This window comes from Pseudomonas sp. DR 5-09, from assembly GCF_001655595.1.
Taxonomy (GTDB): Bacteria; Pseudomonadota; Gammaproteobacteria; order Pseudomonadales; family Pseudomonadaceae; genus Aquipseudomonas; species Aquipseudomonas pharyngis.
The window spans coordinates 4,131,047-4,157,267 of sequence record NZ_CP011566.1 but is presented as its reverse complement, the minus strand read 5'-3'; the positions used below and the strand labels follow the sequence as shown (position 1 = coordinate 4,157,267).

24 protein-coding genes and 4 tRNA genes are annotated in these 26,221 nt (G+C 59.7%); 20 read left to right on the top strand and 8 right to left on the bottom strand.

Features of this window, described 5'->3' with window-relative positions; all coding sequences use genetic code 11:
- Positions 1-7: 7 nt before the first annotated feature.
- Positions 8-1,240, bottom strand: coding sequence for a serine/threonine transporter SstT (sstT, locus tag PDR5_RS18630; protein WP_064600897.1), 1,233 nt, complete (start codon positions 1,238-1,240; stop codon positions 8-10).
- A 336-nt stretch (positions 1,241-1,576) separates the two neighbouring features.
- On the opposite strand from sstT, the gene PDR5_RS18625 reads away from it, so the two are divergent.
- Complete coding sequence (locus PDR5_RS18625) at positions 1,577-2,737, top strand: MFS transporter (protein ID WP_007951570.1); 1,161 nt, start codon at positions 1,577-1,579, stop codon at positions 2,735-2,737.
- On the opposite strand, the gene nhaR is transcribed toward PDR5_RS18625, so the two are convergent.
- Positions 2,734-3,633 carry a transcriptional activator NhaR gene (gene nhaR / locus PDR5_RS18620; protein ID WP_064597876.1) on the bottom strand — a complete coding sequence of 300 codons (900 nt, stop codon included), beginning with the start codon at positions 3,631-3,633 and terminating at the stop codon, positions 2,734-2,736. The two genes, PDR5_RS18625 and nhaR, sit on opposite strands and share 4 nt — an antisense overlap.
- A 146-nt stretch (positions 3,634-3,779) precedes the next feature.
- Between nhaR and PDR5_RS18615 the strand changes: the two genes are divergently transcribed.
- Both PDR5_RS18615 and PDR5_RS18610 read left to right on the top strand, forming a co-directional pair.
- Positions 3,780-4,019, top strand: a complete 240-nt coding sequence (locus PDR5_RS18615) for a hypothetical protein (RefSeq protein ID WP_064597874.1) — start codon at positions 3,780-3,782, stop codon at positions 4,017-4,019.
- A gap of 29 nt (positions 4,020-4,048) precedes the next feature.
- A complete protein-coding gene (locus tag PDR5_RS18610; RefSeq protein ID WP_039767626.1) occupies positions 4,049-4,798 on the top strand; it encodes a TerC family protein in 750 nt (249 codons plus the stop codon).
- A gap of 74 nt (positions 4,799-4,872) precedes the next feature.
- Here the strand turns inward: PDR5_RS18610 and PDR5_RS29905 are convergent, their stop codons facing one another.
- Positions 4,873-5,040 carry a hypothetical protein gene (locus tag PDR5_RS29905; RefSeq protein WP_172829492.1) on the bottom strand — a complete coding sequence of 56 codons (168 nt, stop codon included), beginning with the start codon at positions 5,038-5,040 and terminating at the stop codon, positions 4,873-4,875.
- Positions 5,041-5,271: 231 nt separating this feature from the next.
- Between PDR5_RS29905 and PDR5_RS18605 the strand changes: the two genes are divergently transcribed.
- From PDR5_RS18605 to PDR5_RS18595, 3 genes are all read left to right on the top strand, one after another.
- Complete coding sequence (locus tag PDR5_RS18605; RefSeq protein WP_064597872.1) at positions 5,272-5,943, top strand: peptidase C39 family protein; 672 nt, start codon at positions 5,272-5,274, stop codon at positions 5,941-5,943.
- Between the two features lie 93 nt (positions 5,944-6,036).
- Positions 6,037-6,243: a DUF6021 family protein gene (locus PDR5_RS18600; RefSeq protein ID WP_041475356.1), complete on the top strand. Its 207-nt coding sequence runs from the start codon at positions 6,037-6,039 to the stop codon at positions 6,241-6,243.
- A 12-nt stretch (positions 6,244-6,255) separates the two neighbouring features.
- On the top strand, positions 6,256-6,462 hold the full coding sequence (locus PDR5_RS18595) for a hypothetical protein (RefSeq protein WP_007951563.1): 207 nt from the start codon (positions 6,256-6,258) through the stop codon (positions 6,460-6,462).
- A gap of 53 nt (positions 6,463-6,515) precedes the next feature.
- Here the strand turns inward: PDR5_RS18595 and pbpG are convergent, their stop codons facing one another.
- The gene (gene pbpG / locus PDR5_RS18590; RefSeq protein WP_011335039.1) at positions 6,516-7,454 is read right to left on the bottom strand and encodes a D-alanyl-D-alanine endopeptidase; all 939 of its coding nucleotides are present in this window, start codon (positions 7,452-7,454) and stop codon (positions 6,516-6,518) included.
- Positions 7,455-7,683: 229 nt separating this feature from the next.
- Positions 7,684-8,538 (bottom strand): bifunctional methylenetetrahydrofolate dehydrogenase/methenyltetrahydrofolate cyclohydrolase FolD, encoded by an 855-nt coding sequence (folD, locus tag PDR5_RS18585; RefSeq protein ID WP_011335038.1) that lies wholly within the window; start codon positions 8,536-8,538, stop codon positions 7,684-7,686.
- 274 nt (positions 8,539-8,812) lie between these two features.
- Here folD and PDR5_RS18580 point away from each other — a divergent pair.
- The 10 genes from PDR5_RS18580 (at position 8,813) to PDR5_RS18535 (ending at position 18,211) form a co-directional block, all read left to right on the top strand.
- Positions 8,813-8,889: transfer RNA gene (locus PDR5_RS18580), tRNA-Arg, on the top strand.
- Positions 8,890-8,921: 32 nt separating this feature from the next.
- Positions 8,922-8,997: transfer RNA gene (locus tag PDR5_RS18575), tRNA-His, on the top strand.
- 57 nt (positions 8,998-9,054) lie between these two features.
- Positions 9,055-9,139, top strand: a tRNA-Leu gene (locus PDR5_RS18570).
- A 76-nt stretch (positions 9,140-9,215) separates the two neighbouring features.
- Positions 9,216-9,291, top strand: a tRNA-His gene (locus PDR5_RS18565).
- 400 nt (positions 9,292-9,691) lie between these two features.
- Positions 9,692-11,002 (top strand): trigger factor, encoded by a 1,311-nt coding sequence (gene tig / locus PDR5_RS18560; RefSeq protein WP_064597869.1) that lies wholly within the window; start codon positions 9,692-9,694, stop codon positions 11,000-11,002.
- A 92-nt stretch (positions 11,003-11,094) separates the two neighbouring features.
- On the top strand, positions 11,095-11,730 hold the full coding sequence (gene clpP, locus PDR5_RS18555) for an ATP-dependent Clp endopeptidase proteolytic subunit ClpP (RefSeq protein ID WP_007951559.1): 636 nt from the start codon (positions 11,095-11,097) through the stop codon (positions 11,728-11,730).
- Positions 11,731-11,843: 113 nt separating this feature from the next.
- Positions 11,844-13,127 (top strand): ATP-dependent Clp protease ATP-binding subunit ClpX, encoded by a 1,284-nt coding sequence (gene clpX, locus PDR5_RS18550; RefSeq protein ID WP_064597867.1) that lies wholly within the window; start codon positions 11,844-11,846, stop codon positions 13,125-13,127.
- Positions 13,128-13,290: 163 nt separating this feature from the next.
- Complete coding sequence (gene lon / locus PDR5_RS18545; RefSeq protein ID WP_039767614.1) at positions 13,291-15,687, top strand: endopeptidase La; 2,397 nt, start codon at positions 13,291-13,293, stop codon at positions 15,685-15,687.
- 148 nt (positions 15,688-15,835) lie between these two features.
- Positions 15,836-16,108, top strand: a complete 273-nt coding sequence (locus PDR5_RS18540; protein ID WP_002552737.1) for an HU family DNA-binding protein — start codon at positions 15,836-15,838, stop codon at positions 16,106-16,108.
- 231 nt (positions 16,109-16,339) lie between these two features.
- Positions 16,340-18,211: a SurA N-terminal domain-containing protein gene (locus tag PDR5_RS18535; protein ID WP_064597866.1), complete on the top strand. Its 1,872-nt coding sequence runs from the start codon at positions 16,340-16,342 to the stop codon at positions 18,209-18,211.
- Between the two features lie 60 nt (positions 18,212-18,271).
- Here the strand turns inward: PDR5_RS18535 and PDR5_RS18530 are convergent, their stop codons facing one another.
- Entirely contained in the window at positions 18,272-19,477 is a 1,206-nt protein-coding gene (locus PDR5_RS18530) for an MFS transporter (RefSeq protein WP_064597864.1), read from the bottom strand.
- 122 nt (positions 19,478-19,599) lie between these two features.
- Between PDR5_RS18530 and PDR5_RS18525 the strand changes: the two genes are divergently transcribed.
- From PDR5_RS18525 to PDR5_RS29720, 3 genes are all read left to right on the top strand, one after another.
- Complete coding sequence (locus PDR5_RS18525) at positions 19,600-20,499, top strand: LysR family transcriptional regulator (protein ID WP_064597862.1); 900 nt, start codon at positions 19,600-19,602, stop codon at positions 20,497-20,499.
- Positions 20,500-20,591: 92 nt separating this feature from the next.
- Positions 20,592-21,455, top strand: coding sequence for a DUF2242 domain-containing protein (locus PDR5_RS18520; protein WP_064597859.1), 864 nt, complete (start codon positions 20,592-20,594; stop codon positions 21,453-21,455).
- 127 nt (positions 21,456-21,582) lie between these two features.
- Positions 21,583-21,771, top strand: coding sequence for a hypothetical protein (locus PDR5_RS29720; protein ID WP_156669348.1), 189 nt, complete (start codon positions 21,583-21,585; stop codon positions 21,769-21,771).
- A gap of 4 nt (positions 21,772-21,775) precedes the next feature.
- Here PDR5_RS29720 and PDR5_RS18515 read toward each other — a convergent pair whose 3' ends face one another.
- Together PDR5_RS18515 and PDR5_RS18510 are read right to left on the bottom strand one after the other, a co-directional pair.
- Positions 21,776-22,816 (bottom strand): AraC family transcriptional regulator, encoded by a 1,041-nt coding sequence (locus PDR5_RS18515; protein WP_064597857.1) that lies wholly within the window; start codon positions 22,814-22,816, stop codon positions 21,776-21,778.
- Between the two features lie 3 nt (positions 22,817-22,819).
- A complete protein-coding gene (locus PDR5_RS18510) occupies positions 22,820-23,947 on the bottom strand; it encodes a nitrilase-related carbon-nitrogen hydrolase (protein ID WP_064597855.1) in 1,128 nt (375 codons plus the stop codon).
- A gap of 204 nt (positions 23,948-24,151) precedes the next feature.
- Between PDR5_RS18510 and PDR5_RS18505 the strand changes: the two genes are divergently transcribed.
- Positions 24,152-26,191 carry an NADPH-dependent 2,4-dienoyl-CoA reductase gene (locus tag PDR5_RS18505; protein WP_064597853.1) on the top strand — a complete coding sequence of 680 codons (2,040 nt, stop codon included), beginning with the start codon at positions 24,152-24,154 and terminating at the stop codon, positions 26,189-26,191.
- Positions 26,192-26,221: the final 30 nt, after the last annotated feature.

Below are 26,221 nucleotides of genomic sequence, written 5' to 3'. Positions count from 1 at the left end.
TGGTTTTTTACGCCGGGCGCTGGGCTTTCTGCTCTTCGCCCAGGCACGCGGCGGCGGTGAACAGCACGTCGGTGGAGGAGTTCAGCGCCGTTTCGGCCGAATCCTGCAGCACGCCGATGATGAAACCGACGGCCACCACCTGCATGGCGATTTCGCTCGGGATGCCGAACAGGCTGCACGCCAGCGGGATCAACAGCAGCGAACCACCGGCCACGCCCGAGGCACCGCAGGCGCAGATCGCAGCGACGACGCTGAGCAGGATCGCGGTCGGGATGTCCACGGCGATACCCAAGGTGTGCACGGCGGCGAGGGTCAGCACGGTGATGGTGATCGCCGCGCCGGCCATGTTGATGGTGGCGCCGAGCGGGATCGATACCGAATAGGTGTCTTCATGCAGGCCCAGGCGCTTGCTCAGTTCCAGATTGACCGGAATGTTCGCCGCCGAGCTGCGGGTGAAAAACGCAGTGATGCCGCTTTCACGCAGGCACTGGAGCGTCAGCGGGTACGGGTTGCGGCGCAGCTTCCAGAACACGATCAGCGGGTTCATCACCAGCGCCACGAACAGCATGCAGCCGAGCAGTACCGCCAGCAGGTGCGCATAACCGATCAATGCGCCAAACCCGGAGGTGGCCAGGGTCGACGCTACCAGACCGAAAATGCCCAGCGGTGCGAAGCGAATCACCACCCGGACAATCAGCGTCACGCCGTTGGACAGATCACCCAGCACCTCGCGGGTGGTGTCGCCGGCGTGGCGGATCGCCACGCCCATGCCGATGGCCCAGGCCAGAATGCCGATGAAGTTGGCGTTCATCAGTGCGCTCACCGGGTTGTCGACCACGCTCAGCAACAGGCTTTGCAGCACTTCACTGATGCCGCCCGGCGCGCTTACAGCGATATTGTCGGTGGACAGCACCAGATGCGACGGGAACATCATGCTGGCAATCACCGCGACCACGGCAGCGGCGAAGGTGCCCAGCAGATACAGGAACAGAATCGGCCGGATGTGAGTTTCCTGGCCGTGCTTGTGGTTGGCGATCGACGCCATGACCAGCACGAACACCAGGATCGGCGCCACGGCTTTCAGGGCCGAGACGAACACTTTGCCGATGAAGGCCGTGCCTTTGGCCGCTTCCGGCGCGAACAGCGCGAGGGCGATGCCGGCAATCAGGCCGATCAGGATCTGGGTGACCAGGCTGAGGCTTTTAAGACGTTGCAATAGAGAAGGGGATGAAGCGGTCATGAACGGCATCTCTGTTTTTATAGGGTGCAAGGTTGCGTGATCCGGGCGATTGATCGGGGGCAGGCCACGGACGCAAACCGAAAGGACTGACGCGCCAGCCACGCCGTTAAACGGGTGGTTGAACAGGGTGTACGTTTTGCAGGGCGCGGACTTTATCACAGGGTCGTCCGATTCCTTCAGGCCTGTGACGATCTGCCACCGGATCCATCTACAACTTAGACAGGTTTGTGCAAGTCACTCGGGAAACACTCTGTTAAGATTGCGCATCCTTATTTTCAAGTTCTGCCAGCGGGCCCTCGGGTCAACGCTGGTGTCGTCGTTTTGCTGGAGTTCCTCATGCTGTTGCCCATCCTTCTGTTGTCTGCCGCCGGGTTTACGGTGCTGACCACGGAGTTCGTCATCGTCGGTCTGCTGCCGGCGATTGCCCGCGATCTTGCTGTCACCATCCCGCAAGCCGGGCTGCTGGTGACGCTGTTCGCTTTTACCGTGGCCATGTTCGGTCCTTTCTTGACCGCGTATTTCGCCCGCTTCGAGCGACGCAAGCTGTTCATCACCATCCTGATCATGTTCGGCCTGGCCAATACCGTGGCGGCATTGGCGCCGAACATCTGGGTGATGGCCATTGCCCGGTTGATCCCGGCGTTGGGGTTGCCGGTGTTCTGGGCGCTGGCCAGCGAAACGGCGGTGGATATCGTCGGCCCGGACTTCGCCGGTCGCGCGATCGCCAAGATCGGCTTCGGCATTGTCTGCGCCACCGTGTTCGGCATTCCGGTCGGCACGCTGATTTCCGATGCGTTCGGCTGGCGCAGTGCGTTCGCCATTCTGGCGGTGATTGCATTCGCCAAGGCGTTGCTGCTGTTTGTCTACCTGCCGAAAACCAGCCTGCACCAGCATCAGGTCAGTTTCGCTTCGCAGTTCAAGATCCTGCGCAGCCCGTTGATGCTGGGTCATGTGCTGCTGTCGATCCTGGTGTTCAGCGGCATGTTCACCGCCTACACCTATCTGGCGGATATTCTCGAAAGGCTGGCCGGCTTCAATGGCACCGTGGTCGGCTGGTGCCTGATGGGCTTTGGCGCGGTCGGCCTGATCGGCAACTCGCTGGGCGGTCGTGCGGTGGATCGTCATCCGCTGATGGCTTCGGTGATGTTCTGCGCGTTCATGATTCCGGGGATGGTGGCGCTGGTGCCGAACATCAATTCGTCGCTGGGTCTGGCGGCGGCGATGGGCATCTGGGGCGTGACCCAGGCGGCGCTGTTTCTGGTCAGCCACGTGCGCTTGATGAAAGCGGCTCCTGAAGCGCCGGCCTTCGCCGCGTCGCTGAACATCGCCGGGGCCAACCTCGGGATTGGTCTGGGCGCGATCATTGGCGGTCGGGTGATTGACAGCGCCGGCCTGGGTTTTGTGGGTTTCGCCGCTGCCGGGTTCATTCTGCTGTCGATTTTCCTCGCCATGGTGCTGATGGTGCTCAAGCCGCGCGACGTCTGCGCGCCGGCTTAAAACGCTGTAAACAGCTCGCGTCGGGCACCTTCGGTAATCGCTTTGATGCCGGGGTGCTTGACCTTGCGCTCCACCGAGATCGCGTAGAACGACTCGCTCACCGCATCGGTCTGGCCGATCAACTCGACGCCGTACTGGCGCTTCACCTCATCGGCAATCACGCTCGGGCCGATGAAAATCCCGCTGCCGGACTGGCCGAACGCCTGCATCAAGGCGCTGTCATCGAACTCCCCGACAATCCTCGGCTGAATCTGCTGCTCGGCGAACCAGCGCTGTAAACGGGTGCGCACCACGGTTTCCGCGCCGGGGATCAACAGCGGAGCACCGTGCAGGCTGCGGGGAAAATCCTGACCGTATTGCGCGGCCAGTTCGGCGGTGGCAAAGAAACTGATCCCGCATTCTCCTAGCTTCTGGCTGTAGCCCTTGATGTCCAGGTGCGAGGGCATCGGGCTGTCGGAAATCACCAGGTCCAGGCGCTGGATTGCCAGGTCCGCCAGTAACCGCTCGAGTTTGTCTTCGCGACAGGTGATGCGCAGTGGCTCGCTCAACTCCATGGTCGGCGCGATCAGGCGATAGACAATGGATTTGGGCACCACGTCCGCCACGCCGACCCGAAACAGGATCTGCTGCTCATTGGGCTGGGCGCGCAGCATCAGCTCCAGTTCACCGCCGAGCTGGAACATCTGTTCGGCGTAGGGCAGGGCCTGACGCCCGGCCTCGGTGAGTTCCAATTGCCGTCCGACCCGTTGAAACAACTCGATACCGTAGGTTTGTTCGAGCAGGGAAATCTGCCCGCTGATGGTCTGCGGCGTCAGGTTCAGTTGCTCGCACGCGCGCACGATGCTGCCGGTCTTGGCCACCACCCAGAAGTAATGCAGTTGTCGGTAATTGAGCATGGGGTTCGGTCCGTCCAATACAGTTCGTATAAATCGAAGTATAGCCGCTAAAAATACGAATTTTCCTGAAGTGTTTGTCTCCCTAGAATGCCCAGCCATCGACGGCCGGTCTGTACCGCTCTGTCAGTTCTATCGAGGGAAGCATCATGAAACTAAAAACTACGGGGCTGTTGATCGCGTCTTTACTGGTACTGGCCGGTTGCGACCAGGCCGAAAAGAGCGCCCAGCAACTGATGGGGCAGGCGGCTGAAGCGGCCAAGCAAGCCATCGATGACACGCACAAAGCCGCCGAGCAGGCGCTCAGCGATGCCACCGGCAATCTGATCAGCAAGAAAGAACCGAAAGACGACGAAGAAAAATCCGAATCGTCCTCCCAGGAAATCTAAACCGTCTTACACAGAGTCAGGACTGACCCATGGAATACCTGTTAGAACTCGCTTCCAGCCCGACCGCATGGATTGCTTTGGCCACACTCGTGGTGATGGAAATCGTGCTCGGCATCGATAACCTGATCTTCATCTCGATCCTGACCAACAAACTGCCCGAGCAGTACCGGCAGAAGGCCCGTCGTCTGGGGATCGGCATGGCGCTGATCATGCGTCTGGCCCTGTTGAGCACCATCGCGTTCATCGTTCAGCTGACCGCGCCGGTCATCGAGATCCTCGGCCACGCGTTCTCCTGGAAGGACATGATCCTGATCGCCGGCGGCCTGTTCCTGTTGTGGAAGGCGACGACAGAGATCCATCACAGCATGGACCCGGCACCGGAAGATCCGAAGACCGCGACGTCGAAGGTGACCCTGGGCTTCGCCGCCGCCATCGGGCAGATCCTGATGCTGGACATGGTGTTCTCGATCGACAGCATCATTACCGCTGTCGGCATGACCGAACACTTGCCGATCATGGTGATCGCGGTTGTTGTCTCGGTGCTGGTGATGCTGTTCGCAGCTGACCCGCTGGCCAAGTTCATCAACGATAACCCGACGGTGGTGATGCTGGCTCTGGGCTTCCTGATCATGATCGGCATGACGCTGATCGCCGAAGGCTTCGGCGCCCACGTACCGAAAGGTTACGTGTATGCCGCCATGGCGTTCTCGGCTGCGATTGAAGTGCTGAACATGATGTCGCGCCGCGCCAAGCAGAAGAAACTGACTGCCGAAGCGTAATCGCTGGAAAACCAAAGGCCGCCTGAACTTGCGAGAGTCCAGGCGGCCTTTTTGTTGGAGTCGGTTACGGAAAATCAGTGCGCGGTGGCGTGACGGGCGTCGTGTTTATCGATCTTCCTGTTCGGTGCAGGTTGAACCGGGTGGTGATGGCGGCGGGAAATCCGCAACACGCCCCACAGCATGGCGGCGGCAACGGCCAGCCAGCCGGCAATCAGCATTACGATGGTCATGGTCAGGCTCATCTGTGCCTCCTCTTTGCCCTGCGTCGGGCGCTCGCTCTTTGGCTCTTGTCTGAATGACAGTCTAGTCGCTGGTGTGTTTCAGGCTATTGACCAAAGGTCGGTGGTGACCAATCAGTTCGCTCTATGCAGCCGACGCATCTGCCGCTTTGGGCTATACCGCAGCGTGGCGCCGTCCTATGATCCTCGACCAAGCCGGAACACGATGACCGGTAACTGATCAAGAGAGTGACGATGGTGCAGCTATTTTCCCGGATTCGCGCGGCGCTGCTGGTGGCCGGTTGCGTGACAGCATTGGTGGGGTGTGCGGGCAGTGTGGCGCCGGAGGTCAAGCGCCTGCCGGAGCGGGTCGAGCTTAGTGGTACGTTCTATCGCGGTGAGGCCTATCAAAGCGGGCCGCAAGTGCTGGCCAGCCTGCTGTCGCAGCAGGGCATCGTGATCACCCCGGGTTTGCTGGAAAAACCGCTGCATTTGCCGGGCGCCGAGGACAAGTTGCAACAGAATCTGCAGAACCTTGCCCGTGAATACGGCATGGTCGTGTATCCGCTGGACAGCAACCTCTCGGCGCTGCTGACTCAGGTGGCGGCCGGGTATCCGGTGATGGTGCGTTTCAGCGAAGGTTCGGCGTTTTGGGCGGAGCCGCGTTACGCGATCCTGTCCGGCTACGATCGCTTGAAGCAGAAGGTGCTGCTGCGCGCCGGGATGAATCGCCGTGAATTGATGAGCTTCAGCTCGTTCGAGTCGGCCCTGGAAAAATCCGGCGGCTGGGCAGTGTTGATCCAGAAGCCGACGCAGATTCCGGCGGCGGTCGATCAACAGCGCTGGCTCAAGGCTGCCGACGCACTGGCGCAAGCCGGGCAGGAGCGGGAAGCGGCGCAGGCGAGGAAGGCGCTGGCGGCGCATTGAGGTTCCGTTCGTCGCCTGTCGGGCACCCTGGCGGAGGATGCGCTTCTGAACTGTAGCGTCCCGTGTTTTACGGGCCAGTTTCAGGAGGCGAATATGGCAATTCCAACTTCACCCAGCGGGCCGCATTCTTCCGAGCATGGCAGCGGCGACGACCTGGGCTTCGATCCGGACTCGCCTGATCTGGACGATCCGCAAGTCGATCCCATTGGCCCGGCGAAGGCGCCCAAGGATGTGCAGCCGGGCGACGATCCCAAGCGTCCGGCCAAGCCTTACGATCCCTTGGCTGATCTCAAGCCTTGAAGCGAGGTGCGTATGAGTACCGATTCGAGTTTCGACGACCACAAGCCTGACAGTGTGCCCACCACGCCTGAGCCGGAAGTTGATCCGGTGCTGGATCCTGAGAGCCCTCTGCGCGATCCGCTGGCGCGTCCGGCGGTGGTGACGCCGGAGCATTCCCGCGACCCGAGCGCTGGTGACGGCATTCCCGATGACGACAAGATGCCGTTGCCCAACGACTGAGTGCATAAATGAAAAAGCCCCGACGATTCGGGGCTTTTTCATGGGGGGACGGATTACTTGGACGCTTCGATCACGCCGCTCTGGCGACTCTTGAGGTTTTTGTCGGCCTTGTATTGCTGAGCCACGGCGGGGACGTTGGCACTCTTGCCGGTTTCCACCCAACTGCGGATGCGGCTGGCATCGGCGAAGTGGGTGTATTTGCCGAACGCGTCGAGAATCACCAGGGCGACCGGGCGGTTGGCCATGCGGGTCACCAACACCAGACAGTGACCGGCAGGGTTGGTGAAACCGGTCTTGGTGATGCGGATATCCCAGTCGGCCTTGTTGACCAGGTGATCGGTGTTACGGAAACCCAGGGTGTAATTGGGTTTGCGGAACGAAACGGTCTTTTCCTTGGTGGTGGTCAGTTCGATGAGCAGCGGCTGTTTGTGCGCAGCCACCAGCAACTTGCTCAGGTCGCGGGCGGTGGAGACGTTGCGCTCGGACAGGCCGGTGGGCTCCACAAAATGTGTGCTGGTCATGCCCAGCGCCTTGGCCTTGGCGTTCATCGCTGCGATGAATGCCGCGTAACCGCCCGGGTAGTGGTGAGCCAGGCTGGCGGCGGCGCGGTTTTCCGAGGACATCAGGGCAATCAGCAGCATCTCCCGGCGGGGCAGTTCGCTGCGCAGCTTGACGCGGGAAAACACGCCTTTCATTTCCGGTGTGTGGCTGATGTCGACGTCAATCCATTCGTCCATGTTCTGGTGCGCTTCGACCACTACCAAACCGGTCATCAATTTGCTCACGGAAGCGATGGGCACCACCACGTCCGGGTTGCTGGAATAAATGACTTTGTTGGTCTGCAGATCCATCAGCAGGGCGCTGCCGGAGGCAATCTTCAATTGCGAAGCGTCTCGAGGGGCGGCGGTGGTTTCGGCGGCGTTGACCGTTGGCGTGAGGAGCGTGCCTGAAAATGCAAAAACCAGGCTCAGGATGGACAGACGAATATTCACGCGGGCGAACTCATGAAGGTTGGAAATGCCGTTCTTTGTAACGGCCTGTGTCGTAAAAACGACGCATTGTAGGAGTATGGTTGAAGAACTGTCGATGGTTGTCCGCAAGGCATGAAAAAGTCGTGAAAAGCCCTGTAAAAATAGGGGTTTCCGGCGAACGGTAAAGGTTTTTTCGAGGGCATGAAAAACCCCGCACAAGGCGGGGTTCTCGGAGCGCGGAAAACGCGACTCAGGCGTGCAGGGTTTCTGCCGCGTAGAGGGTGTTTTCCAGCAGGCAGGCGCGGGTCATCGGGCCGACGCCGCCGGGTACCGGAGTGATCCAGCCGGCGCGGGGCAGGGCGGTCTCGTAGACCACATCACCCACCAGTTTGCCGTCTTCCTGGCGGTTGATGCCGACGTCGATCACGATCGCGCCTTCCTTGATCCACTCGCCCTTGACCAGGCCCGGCTTGCCGGCGGCCACGACCACCAGGTCTGCGCGGCCGACGTGTCCGGCCAGATCCTTGGTGAAGCGGTGGGTAACGGTTACGGTGCAACCGGCCAGCAGCAGCTCCATCGCCATCGGACGACCGACGATGTTGGATGCGCCAACAACCACCGCGTCCATCCCGTACAGATCGGCACCGGTGCTTTCCAGCAGGGTCATGATGCCTTTCGGGGTGCACGGACGCAGCAGCGGAATGCGCTGGGCCAGACGGCCGACGTTATAAGGATGGAAACCGTCAACATCCTTGTCCGGGCGGATGCGCTCCAGCAGTTTGGAAGCGTCCAGGTGCTCTGGCAGAGGAAGTTGAAGCAGAACGCCGTCGATTGCCGGGTCGTCGTTCAGTCGATCGATCAGATCGGTCAGCGCTTCTTGAGTGGTTTCGGAAGGCAGGTCGTAGGCTTGAGAGAGGAAGCCGACCTCTTCACAGTCTTTACGCTTGTGCGAGACATAAACCTGAGAGGCAGGATCGCTGCCGACCAGGATCACCGCGAGGCCTGGCGTGCGCAGACCTTGCTGGCGACGTTCGGCAACCCGTTGGGCGATCTGCTGGCGCAGGCTGGCGGCGATCGATTTGCCGTCGATTAGTTGTGCAGTCATTGCGCGTGATTAACCATCGAGAGGGGAAAAAAAGAGAACGCATTCTCGCATGTCAAACGGTGAGGGCAAAGGCGCTTGGTCAGCAAATTCCCCTAAGCCCTTTAATTAAATGAATTTTTTTCAAAAAGGATTTGACGACCTTCGGGTCGCTCTATACTATTCGTCGCACTTGTCGGGCACAGCCTAGCACTGGTTAAGAAGGTCGAGCGAAATCAACGTTTTGCGAGACTGGAAAGCACTTAGTTTGTAGTCCTCCAAGGGTACAGCTAACAAGGCGCCCGTAGCTCAGCTGGATAGAGCATCCGCCTTCTAAGCGGATGGTCGCAGGTTCGAGTCCTGCCGGGTGCGCCATTAGGCAGCATTGGCACAAGTAACGCGATATGGTGGGCGTAGCTCAGTTGGTAGAGCACGGGATTGTGACTCCCGTTGTCGTGGGTTCGATCCCCATCGTCCACCCCATATTTCGAAAGGCGCCAGATGTAACAGTCTGGCGCCTTTGCTTTAAAAGCTTCATCTGCGGATGTGGTGGAATTGGTAGACACACTGGATTTAGGTTCCAGCGCCGCGAGGCGTAAGAGTTCGAGTCTCTTCATCCGCACCAATCAAAGCTTCATTCATGCCATTGGCCGGGTGAAGTTCTACAAAGAAGTTGTTTGGCTTCTTTGGCACGCAATATGGTGGGCGTAGCTCAGTTGGTAGAGCACGGGATTGTGACTCCCGTTGTCGTGGGTTCGATCCCCATCGTCCACCCCATATTCCGAAAGGCGCCAGATTTAACAGTCTGGCGCCTTTTTTGTTTTACGGTTTCGCATTTCGGCGGCTGCAGGTTTCGGGTCGCAGGGCAGGGTGCTTCGTCGTATTAATGTTGTTCGATGATGCTGCGCTGTCCGCCGGCCTTGCTTGCGAGGTCGGCTGTCAGGGAGATGATTCAACCGCCTCTATATATAGAAGAGGTTGGCGCAGAGCCCTGGCTTGAATTGGCTGTATTTGCTAACAAGGCGAGGCGCAACCGCTTGTCCCCGCCTTCAAATGGCCTGCTGTTTTTTTACCCGTTTTCAGTAGGGTGACTTCTTGAGTTTGACCTACTAGAATGCTTGCCCTTGATTCTTGGGTCGGAAACGGCCGGCTAACGTCTGTGCAACGAGGAATATCCATGCAAGTTTCTGTTGAAAATACTACTGCTCTTGAGCGCCGCATGAGCATCACCGTGCCGGCTGAGCGCATCGAGACTCAGGTCAACAAGCGTCTGCAGCAGACTGCCCAAAAGGCCAAGATTGCTGGCTTCCGTCCAGGCAAAGTGCCAATGAGCGAAATCAAGCGCCGTTTCGGTGCTGATGCGCGCCAGGAAGCGATCGGCGACGTGATCCAGTCCTCCTTCTACGAAGCTGTGGTTGAGCAGAAGCTGAACCCGGCCGGTTCGCCATCGATCGAGCCAAAATCGCTCGAAGCTGGCAAGGACCTGGAATACGTAGCCGTATTCGAAGTGTTCCCTGAGTTCACCGTTGCCGGCTTCGAAGGCATCACCGTTGAGCGTCTGAGCGCTGACGTGGCTGACGCCGATCTGGACAAGATGCTGGACATCCTGCGCAAGCAGAACACCCGTTTCGAAGTGGCCGATCGTGCTGCCCAGAACGAAGACCAGCTGAACATCGATTTCGTTGGCAAGGTTGACGGCGAAGTGTTCGCTGGCGGTTCCGCCAAGGGCACTCAGCTGGTACTGGGTTCCGGCCGCATGATCCCTGGCTTCGAAGAAGGCCTGGTCGGCGCTAAAGCCGGCGAAGAGCGCGTTCTGAACCTGACCTTCCCAGAGGACTATCAGAACCTGGACCTGGCTGGCAAAACCGCCGAGTTCACTGTGACTGTAAACACCGTTTCCGAGCCAAAGCTGCCAGAGCTGAACGAAGAGTTCTTCGCTCAATTCGGCATCAAGGAAAGCGGCATCGACGGTTTCCGCACCGAAGTTCGCAAGAACATGGAGCGTGAACTGCGTCAGGCGATCAAATCCAAGGTCAAGAATCAGGTAATGGACGGTCTGCTGGCCACCAACCCGATCGAAGTGCCTAAGGCTCTGCTGTCCAACGAAGTTGACCGTCTGCGCGTGCAGGCTGTTCAGCAGTTCGGCGGCAACATCAAGCCAGACCAACTGCCGGCCGAGCTGTTCGAAGAACAAGCCAAGCGTCGCGTTGTCCTGGGTCTGATCGTGGCCGAAGTGGTCAAGCAGTTCGACCTGAAGCCAGACGAAGCCCGCGTTCGCGAAATGATTCAGGAAATGGCTTCGGCTTACCAGGAGCCTGAGCAGGTCGTGTCCTGGTACTACAAGAACGACCAGCAACTGAACGAAGTTCGTTCGGTTGTGCTGGAAGAACAAGTTGTGGATACTGTTCTGCAGAAAGCTAGCGTGACCGACAAATCGGTCTCTTACGAAGAAGCGGTCAAGCCGGTAGAAGCTCCAAAAGCCGACTGATTGTTTTTGCGTTAGAAGCACACACCATAAGCCAGCCTTCGAGCTGGCTTATGCGTATTCAAGACATGACTATTTGGGAGTGACTGCAGAGCATGTTCCGTAATTCCTATATTCAGCAGAACTCTGATATCCAGGCCGCCGGCGGCCTGGTCCCGATGGTTGTCGAGCAATCTGCTCGTGGCGAGCGCGCCTATGACATCTACTCGCGTCTTCTCAAGGAACGAGTAATCTTTCTGGTGGGTCCGGTAGAGGACTACATGGCCAACCTGATTTGCGCGCAATTGCTGTTCCTTGAAGCGGAAAACCCGGACAAGGACATCCATCTTTATATCAACTCCCCGGGCGGTTCGGTGACAGCGGGCATGTCGATCTACGACACCATGCAGTTCATCAAGCCAAACGTATCGACTACCTGTATCGGTCAGGCGTGCAGCATGGGCGCATTCCTGCTGACGGCCGGTGCACCTGGCAAGCGTTTCTGCCTGCCGAACTCGCGCGTGATGATTCACCAGCCACTGGGCGGTTTCCAGGGCCAGGCATCGGACATCGAAATCCATGCCAAGGAAATCCTCTTCATCCGCGAGCGTCTGAACACGCTGATGGCCAAGCACAGCGGCCGTACGCTTGAAGAAATCGAGCGCGACACCAACCGCGACAACTTCATGAGTGCAGAAGCTGCGAAGGAATATGGTCTGATCGACGAAGTGATCAACCAGCGCCCAGCTTAAAAATAAGCAGCTCAAAATAGGCTTGGTCGGCGCGTCTGATCAGCGGCGGGCTTGAAAAAGCCCGCAATAGCCTTCATCTTGTGTTGCAAGCCTATCGGATTTGGATCGAACGAATGACTGACACCCGCAACGGCGAGGACAACGGCAAGCTGCTCTATTGCTCCTTCTGTGGCAAAAGCCAGCATGAAGTACGCAAATTGATTGCCGGCCCCTCGGTCTTTATCTGCGACGAGTGCGTCGACCTGTGCAATGACATCATCCGCGAGGAGGTGCAGGAAGCACAGGCCGAAAGCAGCGCGCATAAATTGCCTTCGCCTAAAGAAATCAGCGGCATCCTTGATCAATATGTCATTGGTCAGGAGCGTGCCAAGAAGGTTCTGGCAGTAGCGGTGTACAACCACTACAAGCGTCTGAACCAGCGTGACAAAAAGGCTGACGACGTCGAACTCGGCAAGAGCAACATCCTGCTGATCGGCCCGACAGGCTCCGGTAAAACCCTGCTGGCCGAAACCCTGGCCCGCTTGCTGAACGTTCCGTTCACCATCGCCGACGCAACCACCCTCACCGAGGCGGGTTACGTGGGTGAAGACGTCGAGAACATCATTCAGAAGCTGCTGCAGAAGTGTGATTATGACGTAGAGAAAGCCCAGATGGGCATTGTCTACATCGACGAAATCGACAAGATTTCGCGCAAGTCCGACAACCCGTCGATCACCCGGGACGTTTCCGGTGAAGGCGTGCAGCAGGCCTTGCTCAAGCTGATCGAAGGCACGGTCGCTTCCGTACCACCACAAGGTGGCCGCAAGCATCCGCAGCAGGAATTCCTTCAGGTTGATACCCGTAACATCCTGTTCATCTGCGGTGGCGCATTCTCCGGTCTGGAGAAGGTCATTCAGAACCGTTCCACCAAGGGTGGCATCGGTTTCAACGCAGAAGTGCGCAGCAAGGAAGAAGGCAAGAAAGTCGGTGAATCCCTGCGTGAAGTCGAGCCTGACGATCTGGTCAAGTTCGGTCTGATCCCGGAATTCGTCGGTCGTCTGCCGGTCCTGGCGACGCTGGACGAGCTGGATGAGGCTGCTTTGATGCAAATTCTCACCGAGCCGAAAAATGCCCTGACCAAACAGTATGCCAAGCTGTTCGAGATGGAAGGCGTGGATCTGGAATTCCGTTCCGACGCGCTGAAATCGGTCGCCAAGCGTGCCCTGGAGCGTAAAACCGGTGCCCGTGGCCTGCGTTCGATTCTGGAAGGTGTGCTGCTCGACACGATGTATGAAATCCCCTCGCAGTCCGAGGTGAGCAAAGTCGTGATCGATGAAAGCGTGATCGAAGGCACGTCCAAGCCACTGTATGTCTACGAAAACAGTGAGCCGGCTGCCAAGGCTGCACCGGACGCGTAAGCGCCCGGCCTGCCGGAACAAGGAAGGGGCCTTCGGGCCTCTTTTTTTTTATGTCGTTTTTTACATCCGCTTTGCGCTTGTTTTTTTTCAAGGCAACCCCCATCTTGGTTTCAAGCTTAATTCCATCTGATTACGGCCATATGGCCGCCGTAGAGGCGAAATCATGAAGACCACCATCGAATTGCCTCTCCTGCCATTGCGTGATGTCGTTGTGTATCCGCACATGGTTATCCCGCTGTTCGTGGGGCGCGAGAAATCCATCGAAGCCCTCGAGGCCGCGATGACGGGCGACAAGCAGATCCTGCTGCTGGCCCAGAGAAACCCGGCTGACGATGATCCCGGTGAAGAAGCTCTCTATCGCGTAGGTACTATCGCCACCGTTCTGCAGCTGCTGAAACTGCCGGACGGCACCGTCAAGGTTCTGGTCGAAGGCGAGCAGCGTGGCGCTGTCGAGCGCTTCAGCGAAGTCGATGGCCACTGCCGTGCCGAAGTCTCGCTGATCGACGAGGTCGACGCCGCCGAGCGCGAATCCGAAGTGTTTGTGCGCAGCCTGTTGTCGCAGTTCGAACAATATGTGCAGTTGGGCAAGAAAGTCCCGGCTGAAGTCCTGTCGTCGCTCAACAGCATCGACGAGCCTGGCCGTCTGGTAGATACCATGGCCGCGCACATGGCGCTGAAGATCGAGCAGAAGCAGGAAATCCTCGAAATCATCGATTTGTCGGCCCGGGTCGAGCACGTTCTGGCCTTGCTGGACGCCGAGATCGACCTGCTGCAAGTCGAAAAACGCATTCGTGGCCGCGTCAAAAAGCAAATGGAGCGCAGTCAGCGCGAGTACTACCTGAATGAGCAGATGAAGGCCATTCAGAAAGAACTCGGCGACAGCGACGAAGGCCACAACGAAATTGAAGACCTGAAAAAGCGCATCGACGCTGCCGGTCTGCCGAAAGACGCGCTGGCCAAGGCCACTGCCGAGCTGAACAAGCTCAAGCAAATGTCGCCGATGTCCGCTGAAGCCACTGTGGTGCGCTCGTACATCGACTGGCTGGTTCAAGTGCCGTGGAAGGCCCAGAGCAAGGTACGTCTGGACCTGGCCCGTGCCGAAGACATTCTCGACGCCGATCACTACGGCCTCGAAGAGGTCAAGGAACGCATCCTTGAATACCTCGCCGTGCAGAAGCGCGTGAAGAAAATCCGTGGCCCGGTGTTGTGCCTGGTCGGTCCTCCGGGCGTGGGTAAAACCTCGCTGGCCGAGTCGATCGCCCATGCCACCAACCGCAAATTCGTGCGCATGGCCCTCGGTGGCGTGCGTGACGAAGCGGAAATCCGTGGTCATCGTCGGACCTACATCGGTTCGATGCCAGGAAGATTGATTCAAAAGATGACAAAAGTGGGTGTCCGCAACCCGCTGTTCCTGCTCGATGAAATCGACAAAATGGGCAGCGACATGCGTGGTGACCCGGCGTCGGCGTTGCTGGAAGTGCTCGATCCTGAGCAGAACCACAACTTCAACGACCACTATCTGGAAGTCGATTACGACCTCTCGGATGTGATGTTCCTGTGCACCTCGAACTCGATGAACATTCCACCGGCGCTGCTGGACCGGATGGAAGTCATCCGTCTGCCGGGCTACACCGAGGACGAGAAGATCAACATCGCGGTCAAGTACCTGTCGCCCAAGCAGGTTGCAGCCAACGGCCTGAAGAAGGGCGAGCTGGAATTCGACGAAGAAGCGATCCGCGACATCATCCGTTACTACACCCGCGAAGCCGGTGTGCGTGGCCTCGAGCGGCAGATTGCCAAAGTCTGCCGCAAGGCGGTCAAAGAGCACGCGCTGGAAAAACGCTTCTCGGTAAAAGTGACAGCTGATCTGCTGGAGCATTTCCTCGGCGTTCGCAAGTTCCGCTACGGTCTGGCCGAGCAGCAGGATCAGATCGGACAAGTCACCGGCTTGGCCTGGACTCAGGTGGGCGGCGAATTGCTGACCATCGAAGCCGCTGTGGTGCCGGGCAAAGGTCAACTGATCAAGACCGGTTCGCTGGGTGACGTAATGGTCGAATCGATCACTGCGGCCCTGACTGTGGTTCGCAGCCGTGCCAAGAGCCTGGGTATCCCCCTGGACTTCCACGAGAAGCGCGACACGCACATCCACATGCCGGAAGGTGCTACGCCGAAAGACGGCCCGAGCGCTGGTGTAGGCATGTGTACCGCACTGGTGTCGGCTTTGACGGGTATTCCTGTGCGCGCCGATGTCGCCATGACCGGCGAGATCACCCTGCGTGGTCAAGTTCTCGCCATTGGCGGTCTGAAGGAAAAACTGCTGGCCGCTCACCGTGGCGGAATCAAGACAGTGATTATTCCGGAAGAGAACGTGCGCGATCTGAAGGAGATTCCTGACAATATCAAGCAGGATCTGCAGATCAAACCGGTTAAATGGATTGACGAGGTCCTGCAAATTGCGCTGCAATACGCGCCGGAGCCCTTGCCGGATGTGGCTCCGGAGATAGTTGCCAAGGACGAAAAACGTGAGTCTGACTCTAAGGAAAGAATTAGCACGCATTAATACGCTTTTGCCTGGGGGGCTTCCTTGACAGCTTTTTAGAGCCCTTGTTATAAAGCGGCTCTTAAGTGTCTGTAGGCCATTCAGCACTCGTTTTTGCTTTCACCAAAAAACTTAGAATCATACTCAAATAGATATAAGGGGACTTAGAGTGAACAAGTCGGAACTGATTGATGCTATCGCTGCATCCGCTGATATCCCGAAAGCTGCTGCTGGCCGTGCGCTGGACGCTGTAATCGAATCCGTCACTGGCGCTCTCAAGGCTGGCGACTCCGTTGTTCTGGTTGGTTTCGGTACTTTCTCCGTGACTGATCGTCCAGCTCGCATCGGTCGTAACCCACAGACCGGCAAGACTCTGGAAATCGCGGCAGCCAAAAAACCAGGTTTCAAAGCCGGTAAAGCCCTGAAAGAAGCCGTCAACTAAGTTTGATTCAGGTTTTTACCCATCCGGGTCGGGGTCATGCCTGACTTGGCAGCGGAGCGGTAGAGCAGGCGGTTGGAATAGCTGCCTGTCACACCGGGATCGAGGGTTCGAGCCCTGTCCGCTCCGCCAGTTACGAGAAGGCGCATCCTCGGATGCGCCTTTCTTCTATCCGGATTCTACCCACGCTCCACGGTTGCCTAATTTTGAAGTTCAACCGTTTCTGGGGGACGCATGCTGCAGAATATCAGGGACAATTCACAAGGCTGGATTGCCAAGACCATTATCGGGGTCATCGTTGCACTGATGGCTCTGACCGGTTTCGACGCCATTTTCCAGGCCACGACTCACAAGAATGAGGCGGCCAAGGTCAACGGCGAAGAAATCAGCCAGAACGAGCTGAGCCAGGCGGTGGATATGCAACGCCGTCAGCTGATGCAACAACTGGGCAAGGACTTCGACGCTTCCTTGCTGGACGAAAAAATGCTGCGCGAATCGGCCCTCAAGGGTCTGATCGATCGCAAGCTGCTGCTGCAAGGCGCAGAACAATCGAAGTTCGCTTTCTCCGAAGCGGCCCTGGACCAAGTGATCCTGCAGACGCCTGAATTCCAGGTCGACGGCAAGTTCAGTTCCGACCGTTTCGATCAGGTGATCCGTCAACTGGGCTACAGCCGCATGCAGTTCCGCCAGATGCTGGCTCAGGAAATGCTCATCGGCCAACTGCGCGCCGGTGTGGCGGGCAGCGGTTTCGTGACCGACGGTCAGGTGCTGGCCTTCGCCCGTCTGGAAAAACAGACCCGCGACTTCGCCACGCTGAACATCAAGGCTGACCCTTCGACCGTGAAGCTGACCGATGACGAGGTCAAGGCTTACTACGACGAGCACGCCAAGGAGTTCATGACCCCGGATCAAGTGGTCATCGATTACCTGGAGTTGAAGAAGGCTTCGTTCTTCGATCAGGTCGCCGTCAAGGACGAAGACCTGCAGGCGGCGTATCAGAAAGAGATCGCCAACCTGTCGGAACAGCGTCGTGCGGCGCACATTCTGATCGAAGTCAACGACAAGACTACCGAGGCGCAGGCCAAGGCGAAGATCGAAGAAGTCCAGGCGCGTCTGGCCAAGGGCGAGAAGTTCGAAGCGCTGGCCAAGGAGTTCTCGCAGGATCCGGGTTCGGCCAACAATGGCGGTGACCTGGGTTATGCCGGTCCTGGCGTTTACGACCCAGCTTTCGAGAAAGCCCTGTATTCGCTGAACAAGGATCAGGTTTCCGAGCCGGTTCGCACCGACTTCGGGTTCCACCTGATCAAGCTGCTGGGTGTCGAGGCGCCTGAAGTGCCGACTCTGGCCAGCCTGAAGGACAAGCTGACCCGCGAGCTGAAAACCCAGCAGGTCGAGCAGCGTTTCGTGGAGGCGACCAAGCAACTGGAAGACTCTTCGTTCGAAGCATCCGACCTGGCCCAGCCGGCGCAGGATCTGAAACTGACCGTGCACACTTCCAAGCCGTTCGGCCGTGAAGGTGGCGAAGGCGTTGCAGCCAACCGTGCCGTTGTGACGGCCGCGTTCAGCACCGAAGTGCTGGAAGAGGGGGCCAACAGCACCGCCATCGAGCTGGATCCGGAAACCGTGATCGTGCTGCGCGCCAAGGAGCACCTCAAGCCGACTCAATTGCCGCTGGAAAGCGTGGCCACCGCCATTCGCACCCAGTTGACCAAAGAGCATGCCAGCGCGGCTGCCAAGACCAAGGCGGAGCAACTGATCGCCAGTCTGCGTGATGGCAAGACCCCGCTGGACAAAGCGGTGGACGGTCAGAGCTGGAAAGTCACTGAAGCGGCGAACCGCGCTCAGGAAGGCGTTGATCCAGCGGTGCTGCAAGCGTTGTTCCGCATGCCGAAACCGGCCGCCAAGGACAAGCCGACCTTCACCAGCGTGACGCTGGCGGACGGTAGCCTGACCATCGTGCGCCTTAACGGCGTGAACGAAGCAGCGGCTCCGACCGATGAAGAGAAAGCGCAGTACCGTCGCTTCCTCGCCTCGCGTGTGGGCCAGCAAGACTTCGCGGCGTACCGCAAGCAGCTGGAAGCCGAAGCCGACATCAAGCGTTTCTGATGCCTGGCTGAGCCGCAAGACCCGAGCCCCGGATGAAAATCCGGGGCTTTTTTATGCCCGCTATCCGGCGTTCGGGAAGCCATGGCTCCGGGCATTGACGGTCGCATACAGGGTCAACAGCAATAGGCCCGCGACAATCCACGGGTAACTCCCGACGCCCAGGTTGTTCAGCAGCAGACCGCCCGCAAGCCCACCGCCGGCAATTCCGACATTCCACAGGGTCACTAGCATCGATTGCGCGGTGTCGGCAGCCTCCCTGGCGGTTTTCGCCAGGGCCGTCTGCAACAGCGAGGGCATCGCGCCGAATGCCAGGCCCCAGACGGCGGTGGCGGTGTAGACCACGCCCGGCCATTCGCGCCAAAGACCCAGTGCAATCGCCGACAGCAGGAACAGCGCGGCACTGACCAGAACCAATTGACGCAGCCAGCGATCAATCAGGCTGCCGACGATCCACAGGCTCAGTACCGACGCCAGGCCGAATACCAGCAACACCCGGTCGATTTCTCCGCCAAGTCCCGACGGTTCAAGAAATGGCGCGATGTAGGTGTAAAGAAGGTTGTGCGCGACGACGTAGGACAAAGTCACAAACAACACCGATCGCACGCCCGGCAAGGTAAACACCTGACGCAGTGGCAGGCGCTTTCCGGCGCGTTCACCGGCGAAATCCGGCACTTGCCAGCGCACCCAGATCACCAGCAGCAACGTCAGCCCGGTCATGATCGCAAAGCTCAGACGCCAGCCGACCGCCGTGCCCAGCAGCGTCCCGGCCGGAATGCCCAGCGACAGCGCAAGCGGCGCCCCGAGCATGGCCACCGTAATCGCCCGGCCCTGCAAATGAGGTGCGACCATCCGGCTCGCGTACCCGGCCAGCAGAGCCCAGAGCAACCCGGCGAACACGCCTGCGATCAAGCGTGCAATCAGGGTCAGCCAGTACAGTTCCGACAGTGCAGTGATGCTGTTGGCGATGGCAAACCCACCAATGGCCGCCAGCAACAGCGGACGTCGACGCCAGCCTCGGGTGGCGATGGTGAGGGGAATCGCCGCCAGCATCGAACCGATGGCGTACAGCGTGACCAGTTGCCCGATCAGTGCCTGAGAGACATCAAGCCCCGCGCTCATCTGCGGCAGCAGGCCGGCGGGCATCGCCTCGGTCAGCACGGTGATGAAGCCGGCGGTGGCCAGCGCGAGCAGTGCGCCCAGCGGTAGTCGTTCATCGTGCTGGACGCTATTGGTCAGCGGTGTAGAGGTGAGTTGCGCATCGTTCATGAACCAGCATCCCTTTTGCCGAGAAAGACGAAGGCCATAGGGTAGGGCGCTGCACATTCGGGAAAAACAGGTTAGGGTTCCGAACATCTCGGACAAGAATGTCGTGAATCAGGGAGGGATGAATGGACAGCCTGGGCAGTATTTCAGTGTTTGTGCAGGTGGCGGAAACCCGCAGCTTTACCGAGGCCGGCCGCTTGCAGGGCGTGTCTTCGTCGGCGGTCGGCAAAAGCATTGCCCGACTGGAGGCACGACTCAATGTGCGGTTGTTTCACCGCACCACTCGCAGCATCACGCTGACCAGTGAAGGCGCGCTGTTTCTTGAACGTTGCCGCAAGATCCTCGCCGAAGTGGAGGCGGCGGAATTTGAACTGTGCGATGCCGCAGCGGCGCCTCACGGCAAGTTGCGGGTCAGCCTGCCGCAGGTGCATGACCTGGTGATGCCGGTCATGAACGAATTCATGGCGCTGTACCCGCAGATCGAACTGGATCTGGACCTGACTGATCGCATGGTCGATGTCGTTGAGGAGGGCTTCGATGCGGTGATCCGAACGGGTAAACCGCGAGACTCGCGACTCATGGCACGACCGTTGGGCGAGTTTCACATGGTGTTGGTGGCCAGCCCCGCGTATCTGCGCGAGCGCGGCGAGCCGCTGACCCCGGCCAATCTGGCGGAGCACGCCTGCCTGCGCCATACGTTTCACGCCACCGGCAAACTGGAGTCCTGGCCGTTCAAACGCGAGGAGGGCGCTCCCGAGCCGACCTTGCCGACACGCCTGGTCAGTACGTCGATCGAAGCCGTGCGGCATGCAGCGCTGGCGGGCATGGGCATCGCCTGTCTGCCGGACTTCATGATCTTCGAGGCGCAGCAGCAGGGTCGCCTGCAGCGCGTGCTGGATGAGCATCTGGAGCACGTCGGACAGTTCTGGGTGCTGTGGCCGTCGAGCCGGCATGCAACCGCCAAGTTGCGGGTGTTCATCGATCATTTATCGGCGCGACTTTTTCCTGCCACTGAAGGTCGATAGAGTTGTAACTGTTTTAAGACACTAATCCATACGCCGCGGGGCAGCGATCTGTTGCACAATACGCCCCGGACCGTTTTTCCTCAGGATGTTTAATGTTGAATTCTATTCCCGTGCGTTTCATCGGGTTGGCGTTGTTGCTGACCGCCGCTGCCGGCTGCTCCAAGGACAAGCCCATCTACGAGCATGAGAATTTCGACGACTCCGGCACCTTTTCGCGCAATTACCCGGTGACCGACACCGCCAGTTGCGAAGCGGCCCGCCGAGCGTTGCTCAGTCAGGGCTACATCATTACCAGCAATGACCCGAAACTGGTCAGCGGACACAAGAGCTTCCAGCAGACCGGCGAAACCCACCTGGAGATCAGCTTCAACGTGGTATGCGCCGATGATGGCAGCGCAGGCCATCACGCCACCGTGTTCGCCAATGCCCTGCAGGACCGCTACGCGCTGAAGAAGACCAACAACTCGGCCAGCCTCGGTGTCGGCGTGTTGGGCTCGGTTTCGATGCCGATCGGCTCGTCTGACGATTCGATGGTCAAGGTCGCCAGTGAAACCGTGTCGTCGCAGAAGTTCTACGAGCGCTTCTTCACGCTGGTCGAGCTGTTCCTGCCGGCCGAAGCGAAGAAGGCCGCGCACATCACCGAAAAACCGAAGACCGACCTGGGTGTGCCGGAAGCCAAAGCGGCACCGGCTCCGCTGGTTCCAGCCCCCGCGGCTGAACCGACCCCGGCCCCAGCACCGGCCGCCGAGCCCGCTGCAGCACCTGCGCCAGCACCTGCAGAAGCGACCCCGGCCAGTTCCGAGCCGGTAGCGCCGTCAGCGGAAGCGGCGCCGATTACCCCGGCACCGGTTACCGAGCCTGCGCCCGCCACGGAAACCATCACGCCACCGGCCAATCCGACGGACATACCGCCGCCCTCCGAGCCGATTCCGGCCATGCCTGCCTCCGGGCAGTAAACTTCACGCCACGCGTCCGACCCCTGTCGGACGCGTGGCGTTTTGTTGTCTCCCTTGAGCTTCTTCCTGCAAGCCTCGTCGAAAAATATCCCGCGATAAATTCCTGACCGCCTGCTACGTTTATTTCATGAATGCCGTGTTTCATTTTTCCTTCACACGGGCACTTTATGCTCGAGGCACTGGTCATTTGTTCCAGGCCATTTCAAGCAAGCGTCAGGGGGATTACGCAATGGATGACTATCAAGAAGAACTGCTCGAATTCCAGGCCTTTGAGCTGGATTCACCAGAGCCTGCGGAAGACGCCACCGAGCTGTAAGGCGTCAGCCTGTCTTGCGGTGACTGCGGCGAAATTCGCCCGGTGTCTGGCCGTTCCAGCGCTTGAAGGCGCGCTGGAAAGCTTCGGCCGAGGCAAAGCCCAGCAGGTAGGCAATTTCACCGAATGCCAGTTCGGTGTCGCGGATGTAGGTCATTGCCAAGTCACGGCGGGTGTCATTGAGGATCGCGCGAAACTGCGTGCCTTCCTCGGCCAGTTTGCGCCGTAACGTCCAGGTCGGCAGCTTCAGGCGTGTCGCCACTTCTTCCAGGTCGGGTTCCCGGCCACCATTGAGCAACGGCCCGAGCAATTGCGTGATGCGTTCGCGCAGGCTGCGGGTGCGGGTCAGTTGTTCCAGTTCCCGTTCACACAAACCGAGCAAATGTTTCCAGGTGCTGGGGCAATGCTCCGGGTTGCGTTGGGCCAGGCTGGTGAGGCTCAGGCGCAGTTGGTTGTGTTCGGCGCCGAACTGAATCGGGCAGTCGCCGAGCACGGCGTAGGCGTCGCGATAATCCGGGCTGTCGAATTCGATCTCGATCCGTTCGGCGCGCAAGGGCTCAGGGCTGACGCTCGACAGCTGATGCAGCCAGCCGGCAATGATCGAATCCACCACAAAGCGGTTGTAGGCGTTGTACGGGCTGATCGAGTAGAACCGCAGCCACGCGCCGCTGGCGTCCTCGTGGAAACTCGACTGGCCGCGATAGTTGGAGCCGTACAACGGTTCGAAACGAGTCAGGCAGCGAGCGGCTTCGCGCACGGTCGGCGCCTGCGCGGCGGTCACACCGGCCAGCCCGGCCTGACTCAGGCGACTGAGCCGGCCCATGCGCAAACCCAGTGCCGGGTCGCCGGTCAGCTGGATCGCGCCATGCCCCAGGCGCATGTAGCGCGGGATCGACAGGCGCGCCCCGGCTTCTGCCAGTCGTGCGGTGTCCAAACCGTACTGTTCGAGCAATGGCAGCGGGTCGATCTCATGGCTGCGCACGGCATCGGCCAGGCTGTGGACGAAGCCCACCGACAGATCCCCGAGACGCATCGGCAGCGGTTTCACGGTTTACAACCAGAGGTTCAGCAGGCGCGCGCCGCGGGCTTCGCTGTCGGCGAATTGCTGGCCGTTGCTACTGAGGAAACTTTGCCCGGCGCTCGGCTTGTCCCAGAACTGCCCGCGCAGAAACACACTCATACCGGCCAACGCCTTGCTGGCCGGCGGTTGCGCGGTCAGGGTCAGTTGGTGCCAGGCCTGGCCTTCACTGACTGCTCCGGGTTTCAGGCTGACTGAGTCCGGCACGCTCGAGCCTTTGTAACCCTTCCAGGGTTGATCCCACACGCCATTACCGACGACAAGCGCGGGCACCGCGATCAGCTGCGCGCCTTGCTCGTCGAGTTTGCGATAGTTGTCCGGATACCAGCTGTCTTTGCCGATCAACACGCCGAGGCGTCCGGCCGGGGTGTCGATCACATTGATCCGCGAAGCTTCGCGGGTGCCGGAGTCATCGTGATCGAAGACCGGACGCATCTGCCGCTGTGGCTGGCCGAGGGGGGCGCCGTCACGCCCGAAGACCACCGTGCTGTTGTACAGCGCGCCGCTGCCGGCCTTGAGCCGGCCGTCGGTGATGTTCGGATCAGGCAACACGATCGAGCCGGCCACCAGGGTGATGTGGAACTCCTTGGCCAATCCACCGAACAGAGCCTGATAGTCCTTGGCCATGTCCCGGGACTTCATGCGCAGGTGCGCGTCATCCAGACGGCTGCTGCCCTTGGCGGTGAGCCAGGCGCGAGCAAACTGCACCGGGTTGCTCGCCGCCAGCCAGTTCATCGCTTCGGCGAGGGTGGCGGCCTGGTACAGCTCATCTTTCTCGCCGCTGATCATCAGCCAGGTGCCGACATGCTCCGGCAGGATGACCACGGTTTTTTCATTCAACAGCCCCTGATCCTGCGCCTGCTGCAAATAGGCGGCGAGCTTGCGGTGCAGGCGTTCGGGGCTTTGGTAGTCGGTGGGAAACAGCTCGGGCTGGATGCCCAGCAGGTTGCCACGGTCGGCGGGGGTGCCCTGATCGACCGCGAGTTTGATCCGCAGGTCCGACAGGTAATGACCGGCCGGCCGGTCAGCCGCCCACATGGCGTAGAAGGTGAGCGCGGCGATGAGCGCCATGGAAAAGGTCAGGTACAGAAGTTTGCGCATGAAATCCAACAACAACCGGGTACAGGGTGTGCGGACAGGGTAGGGCGCCAGCCCCGGCTTGCCAAGAGGCGCTGCGCATTTGGATCAATAACTTGTCAGTTACGGTCATTGAGTGACAGCGAGGCGACTCCTAATCTGTCGAGCATGACTGACGGGGGACGCAGAGCTCCCGCATTTTCCGTGATCGCTGCTGTGGAGTTAACGATGACCGCCACTCAATACCCGCACCTGTTGGCCCCGTTGGACCTGGGATTCACCACGCTGCGCAACCGCACCCTGATGGGCTCGATGCACACCGGCCTTGAAGAGAAGCCGGGTGGTTTCGAACGCATGGCGGCGTATTTCGCCGAGCGTGCCCGCGGCGGCGTCGGCCTGATGGTCACCGGCGGTATCGGCCCGAACGACGAGGGCGGTGTGTATTCCGGCGCGGCCAAGCTGACCACCGAGGAAGAAGCGCTCAAGCACCGCATCGTCACCCGCGCCGTGCATGATGCGGGCGGCAAGATCTGCATGCAGATCCTCCACGCCGGCCGTTATGCCTACAGCCCGAAACAGGTCGCACCGAGCGCCATTCAGGCGCCGATCAACCCGTTCAAGCCCAAAGAGCTGGACGAGGAAGGCATCGAGAAACAGATCCGCGATTTCGTCACTTGCTCGGTACTGGCCCAGACTGCCGAGTACGACGGCGTGGAGATCATGGGCTCGGAGGGTTATTTCATTAACCAGTTCCTCGCCGCCCACACCAACCACCGCACTGACCGTTGGGGCGGCAGCTACGAAAACCGCATGCGCCTGCCGGTGGAAATCGTTCGCCGCGTACGTGAAGCGGTCGGCCCGAACTTCATCATCATCTTCCGTCTGTCGATGCTCGATCTGGTGGAAGGCGGCAGCACCTGGGAAGAAATCGTCACCCTGGCCAAAGCCATCGAGCAGGCCGGCGCAACCCTCATCAATACCGGCATCGGCTGGCACGAAGCGCGGATCCCGACCATCGCCACCAAAGTGCCGCGTGCGGCATTCAGCAAGGTCACGGCCAAGCTGCGTGGCTCGGTGAATATTCCGCTGATCACCACCAACCGCATCAACACCCCGGAAATCGCCGAGCAGATTCTGGCCGAAGGCGATGCCGACATGGTCTCGATGGCGCGGCCATTTCTTGCCGACCCGGACTTCGTCAACAAGGCTGCCGAAGGCCGCGCCGACGAAATCAACACCTGCATCGGCTGCAACCAGGCCTGCCTCGATCACACCTTCGGCGGCAAGCTCACCAGTTGCCTGGTCAACCCGCGTGCCTGCCACGAGACCGAGCTCAACTACCTGCCGGTCAAGCAGATCAAGAAGATCGCCGTGGTCGGTGCCGGTCCTGCCGGTCTGTCCGCCGCCACTGTGGCCGCCGAGCGCGGGCATCAGGTAACGCTGTTCGATTCGGCCAGCGAGATTGGCGGCCAGTTCAACGTCGCCAAACGTGTGCCGGGCAAGGAAGAGTTCTACGAAACCCTGCGTTACTTCAAACGCAAACTGCAGACCACCAACGTCGAGGTGTGCCTGAACACCCGCGTCGACGTGGCGAAACTGGTCGAGGGCGGTTACGACGAAGTCATCCTGGCGACCGGCATTGCGCCGCGTCTTCCGGCGATTCCGGGTGTCGAGAACGCCAAAGTGCTGAGCTACCTGGATGTGCTGCTCGAGCGCAAACCGGTCGGCAAGCGTGTGGCGGTGATCGGCGCTGGCGGTATCGGTTTCGACGTCTCGGAATTCCTCGTCCATGAAGGTGTGGCCACCAGTCAGGATCGCGCTGCGTTCTGGAAAGAGTGGGGCATCGACACGAATCTGGAAGCCCGTGGTGGCGTGGCCGGGATCAAGGCTGCACCGCACGCACCGGCCCGTGACGTGTTCCTGCTGCAACGCAAGAAGTCCAAAGTCGGCGACGGTCTGGGCAAGACCACCGGCTGGATTCACCGCACCGGTCTGAAGAACAAGCAGGTGCAGATGCTCAACAGCGTCGAATACCTGAAGATCGACGACGAAGGCCTGCACATCCGCATCGGCGAAGCCGGCGAGCCGCAAGTGCTGCCGGTGGACAACATCGTCATCTGCGCCGGCCAGGATCCGCTGCGCGAGCTGCACGACGGGCTGGTAGCAGCCGGGCAGAACGTGCACCTGATCGGCGGCGCCGATGTGGCGGCCGAGCTGGATGCCAAGCGCGCGATCAATCAGGGCTCGCGTCTGGCCGCCGAGCTCTGATCCACCCTAGAATGCCGGCTCTTTGCACAG

Coding starts and splice junctions, on each gene's coding strand:
- sstT (WP_064600897.1), bottom strand. CDS start 1,240: ATGACCGCTTCATCCCCTTCTCTATTGCAACGTCTTAAAAGCCTCAGC.
- PDR5_RS18625 (WP_007951570.1), top strand. CDS start 1,577: ATGCTGTTGCCCATCCTTCTGTTGTCTGCCGCCGGGTTTACGGTGCTG.
- nhaR (WP_064597876.1), bottom strand. CDS start 3,633: ATGCTCAATTACCGACAACTGCATTACTTCTGGGTGGTGGCCAAGACC.
- PDR5_RS18615 (WP_064597874.1), top strand. CDS start 3,780: ATGAAACTAAAAACTACGGGGCTGTTGATCGCGTCTTTACTGGTACTG.
- PDR5_RS18610 (WP_039767626.1), top strand. CDS start 4,049: ATGGAATACCTGTTAGAACTCGCTTCCAGCCCGACCGCATGGATTGCT.
- PDR5_RS29905 (WP_172829492.1), bottom strand. CDS start 5,040: ATGAGCCTGACCATGACCATCGTAATGCTGATTGCCGGCTGGCTGGCC.
- PDR5_RS18605 (WP_064597872.1), top strand. CDS start 5,272: ATGGTGCAGCTATTTTCCCGGATTCGCGCGGCGCTGCTGGTGGCCGGT.
- PDR5_RS18600 (WP_041475356.1), top strand. CDS start 6,037: ATGGCAATTCCAACTTCACCCAGCGGGCCGCATTCTTCCGAGCATGGC.
- PDR5_RS18595 (WP_007951563.1), top strand. CDS start 6,256: ATGAGTACCGATTCGAGTTTCGACGACCACAAGCCTGACAGTGTGCCC.
- folD (WP_011335038.1), bottom strand. CDS start 8,538: ATGACTGCACAACTAATCGACGGCAAATCGATCGCCGCCAGCCTGCGC.
- tig (WP_064597869.1), top strand. CDS start 9,692: ATGCAAGTTTCTGTTGAAAATACTACTGCTCTTGAGCGCCGCATGAGC.
- clpP (WP_007951559.1), top strand. CDS start 11,095: ATGTTCCGTAATTCCTATATTCAGCAGAACTCTGATATCCAGGCCGCC.
- clpX (WP_064597867.1), top strand. CDS start 11,844: ATGACTGACACCCGCAACGGCGAGGACAACGGCAAGCTGCTCTATTGC.
- lon (WP_039767614.1), top strand. CDS start 13,291: ATGAAGACCACCATCGAATTGCCTCTCCTGCCATTGCGTGATGTCGTT.
- PDR5_RS18535 (WP_064597866.1), top strand. CDS start 16,340: ATGCTGCAGAATATCAGGGACAATTCACAAGGCTGGATTGCCAAGACC.
- PDR5_RS18530 (WP_064597864.1), bottom strand. CDS start 19,477: ATGAACGATGCGCAACTCACCTCTACACCGCTGACCAATAGCGTCCAG.
- PDR5_RS18525 (WP_064597862.1), top strand. CDS start 19,600: ATGGACAGCCTGGGCAGTATTTCAGTGTTTGTGCAGGTGGCGGAAACC.
- PDR5_RS18520 (WP_064597859.1), top strand. CDS start 20,592: ATGTTGAATTCTATTCCCGTGCGTTTCATCGGGTTGGCGTTGTTGCTG.
- PDR5_RS29720 (WP_156669348.1), top strand. CDS start 21,583: ATGAATGCCGTGTTTCATTTTTCCTTCACACGGGCACTTTATGCTCGA.
- PDR5_RS18510 (WP_064597855.1), bottom strand. CDS start 23,947: ATGCGCAAACTTCTGTACCTGACCTTTTCCATGGCGCTCATCGCCGCG.
- PDR5_RS18505 (WP_064597853.1), top strand. CDS start 24,152: ATGACCGCCACTCAATACCCGCACCTGTTGGCCCCGTTGGACCTGGGA.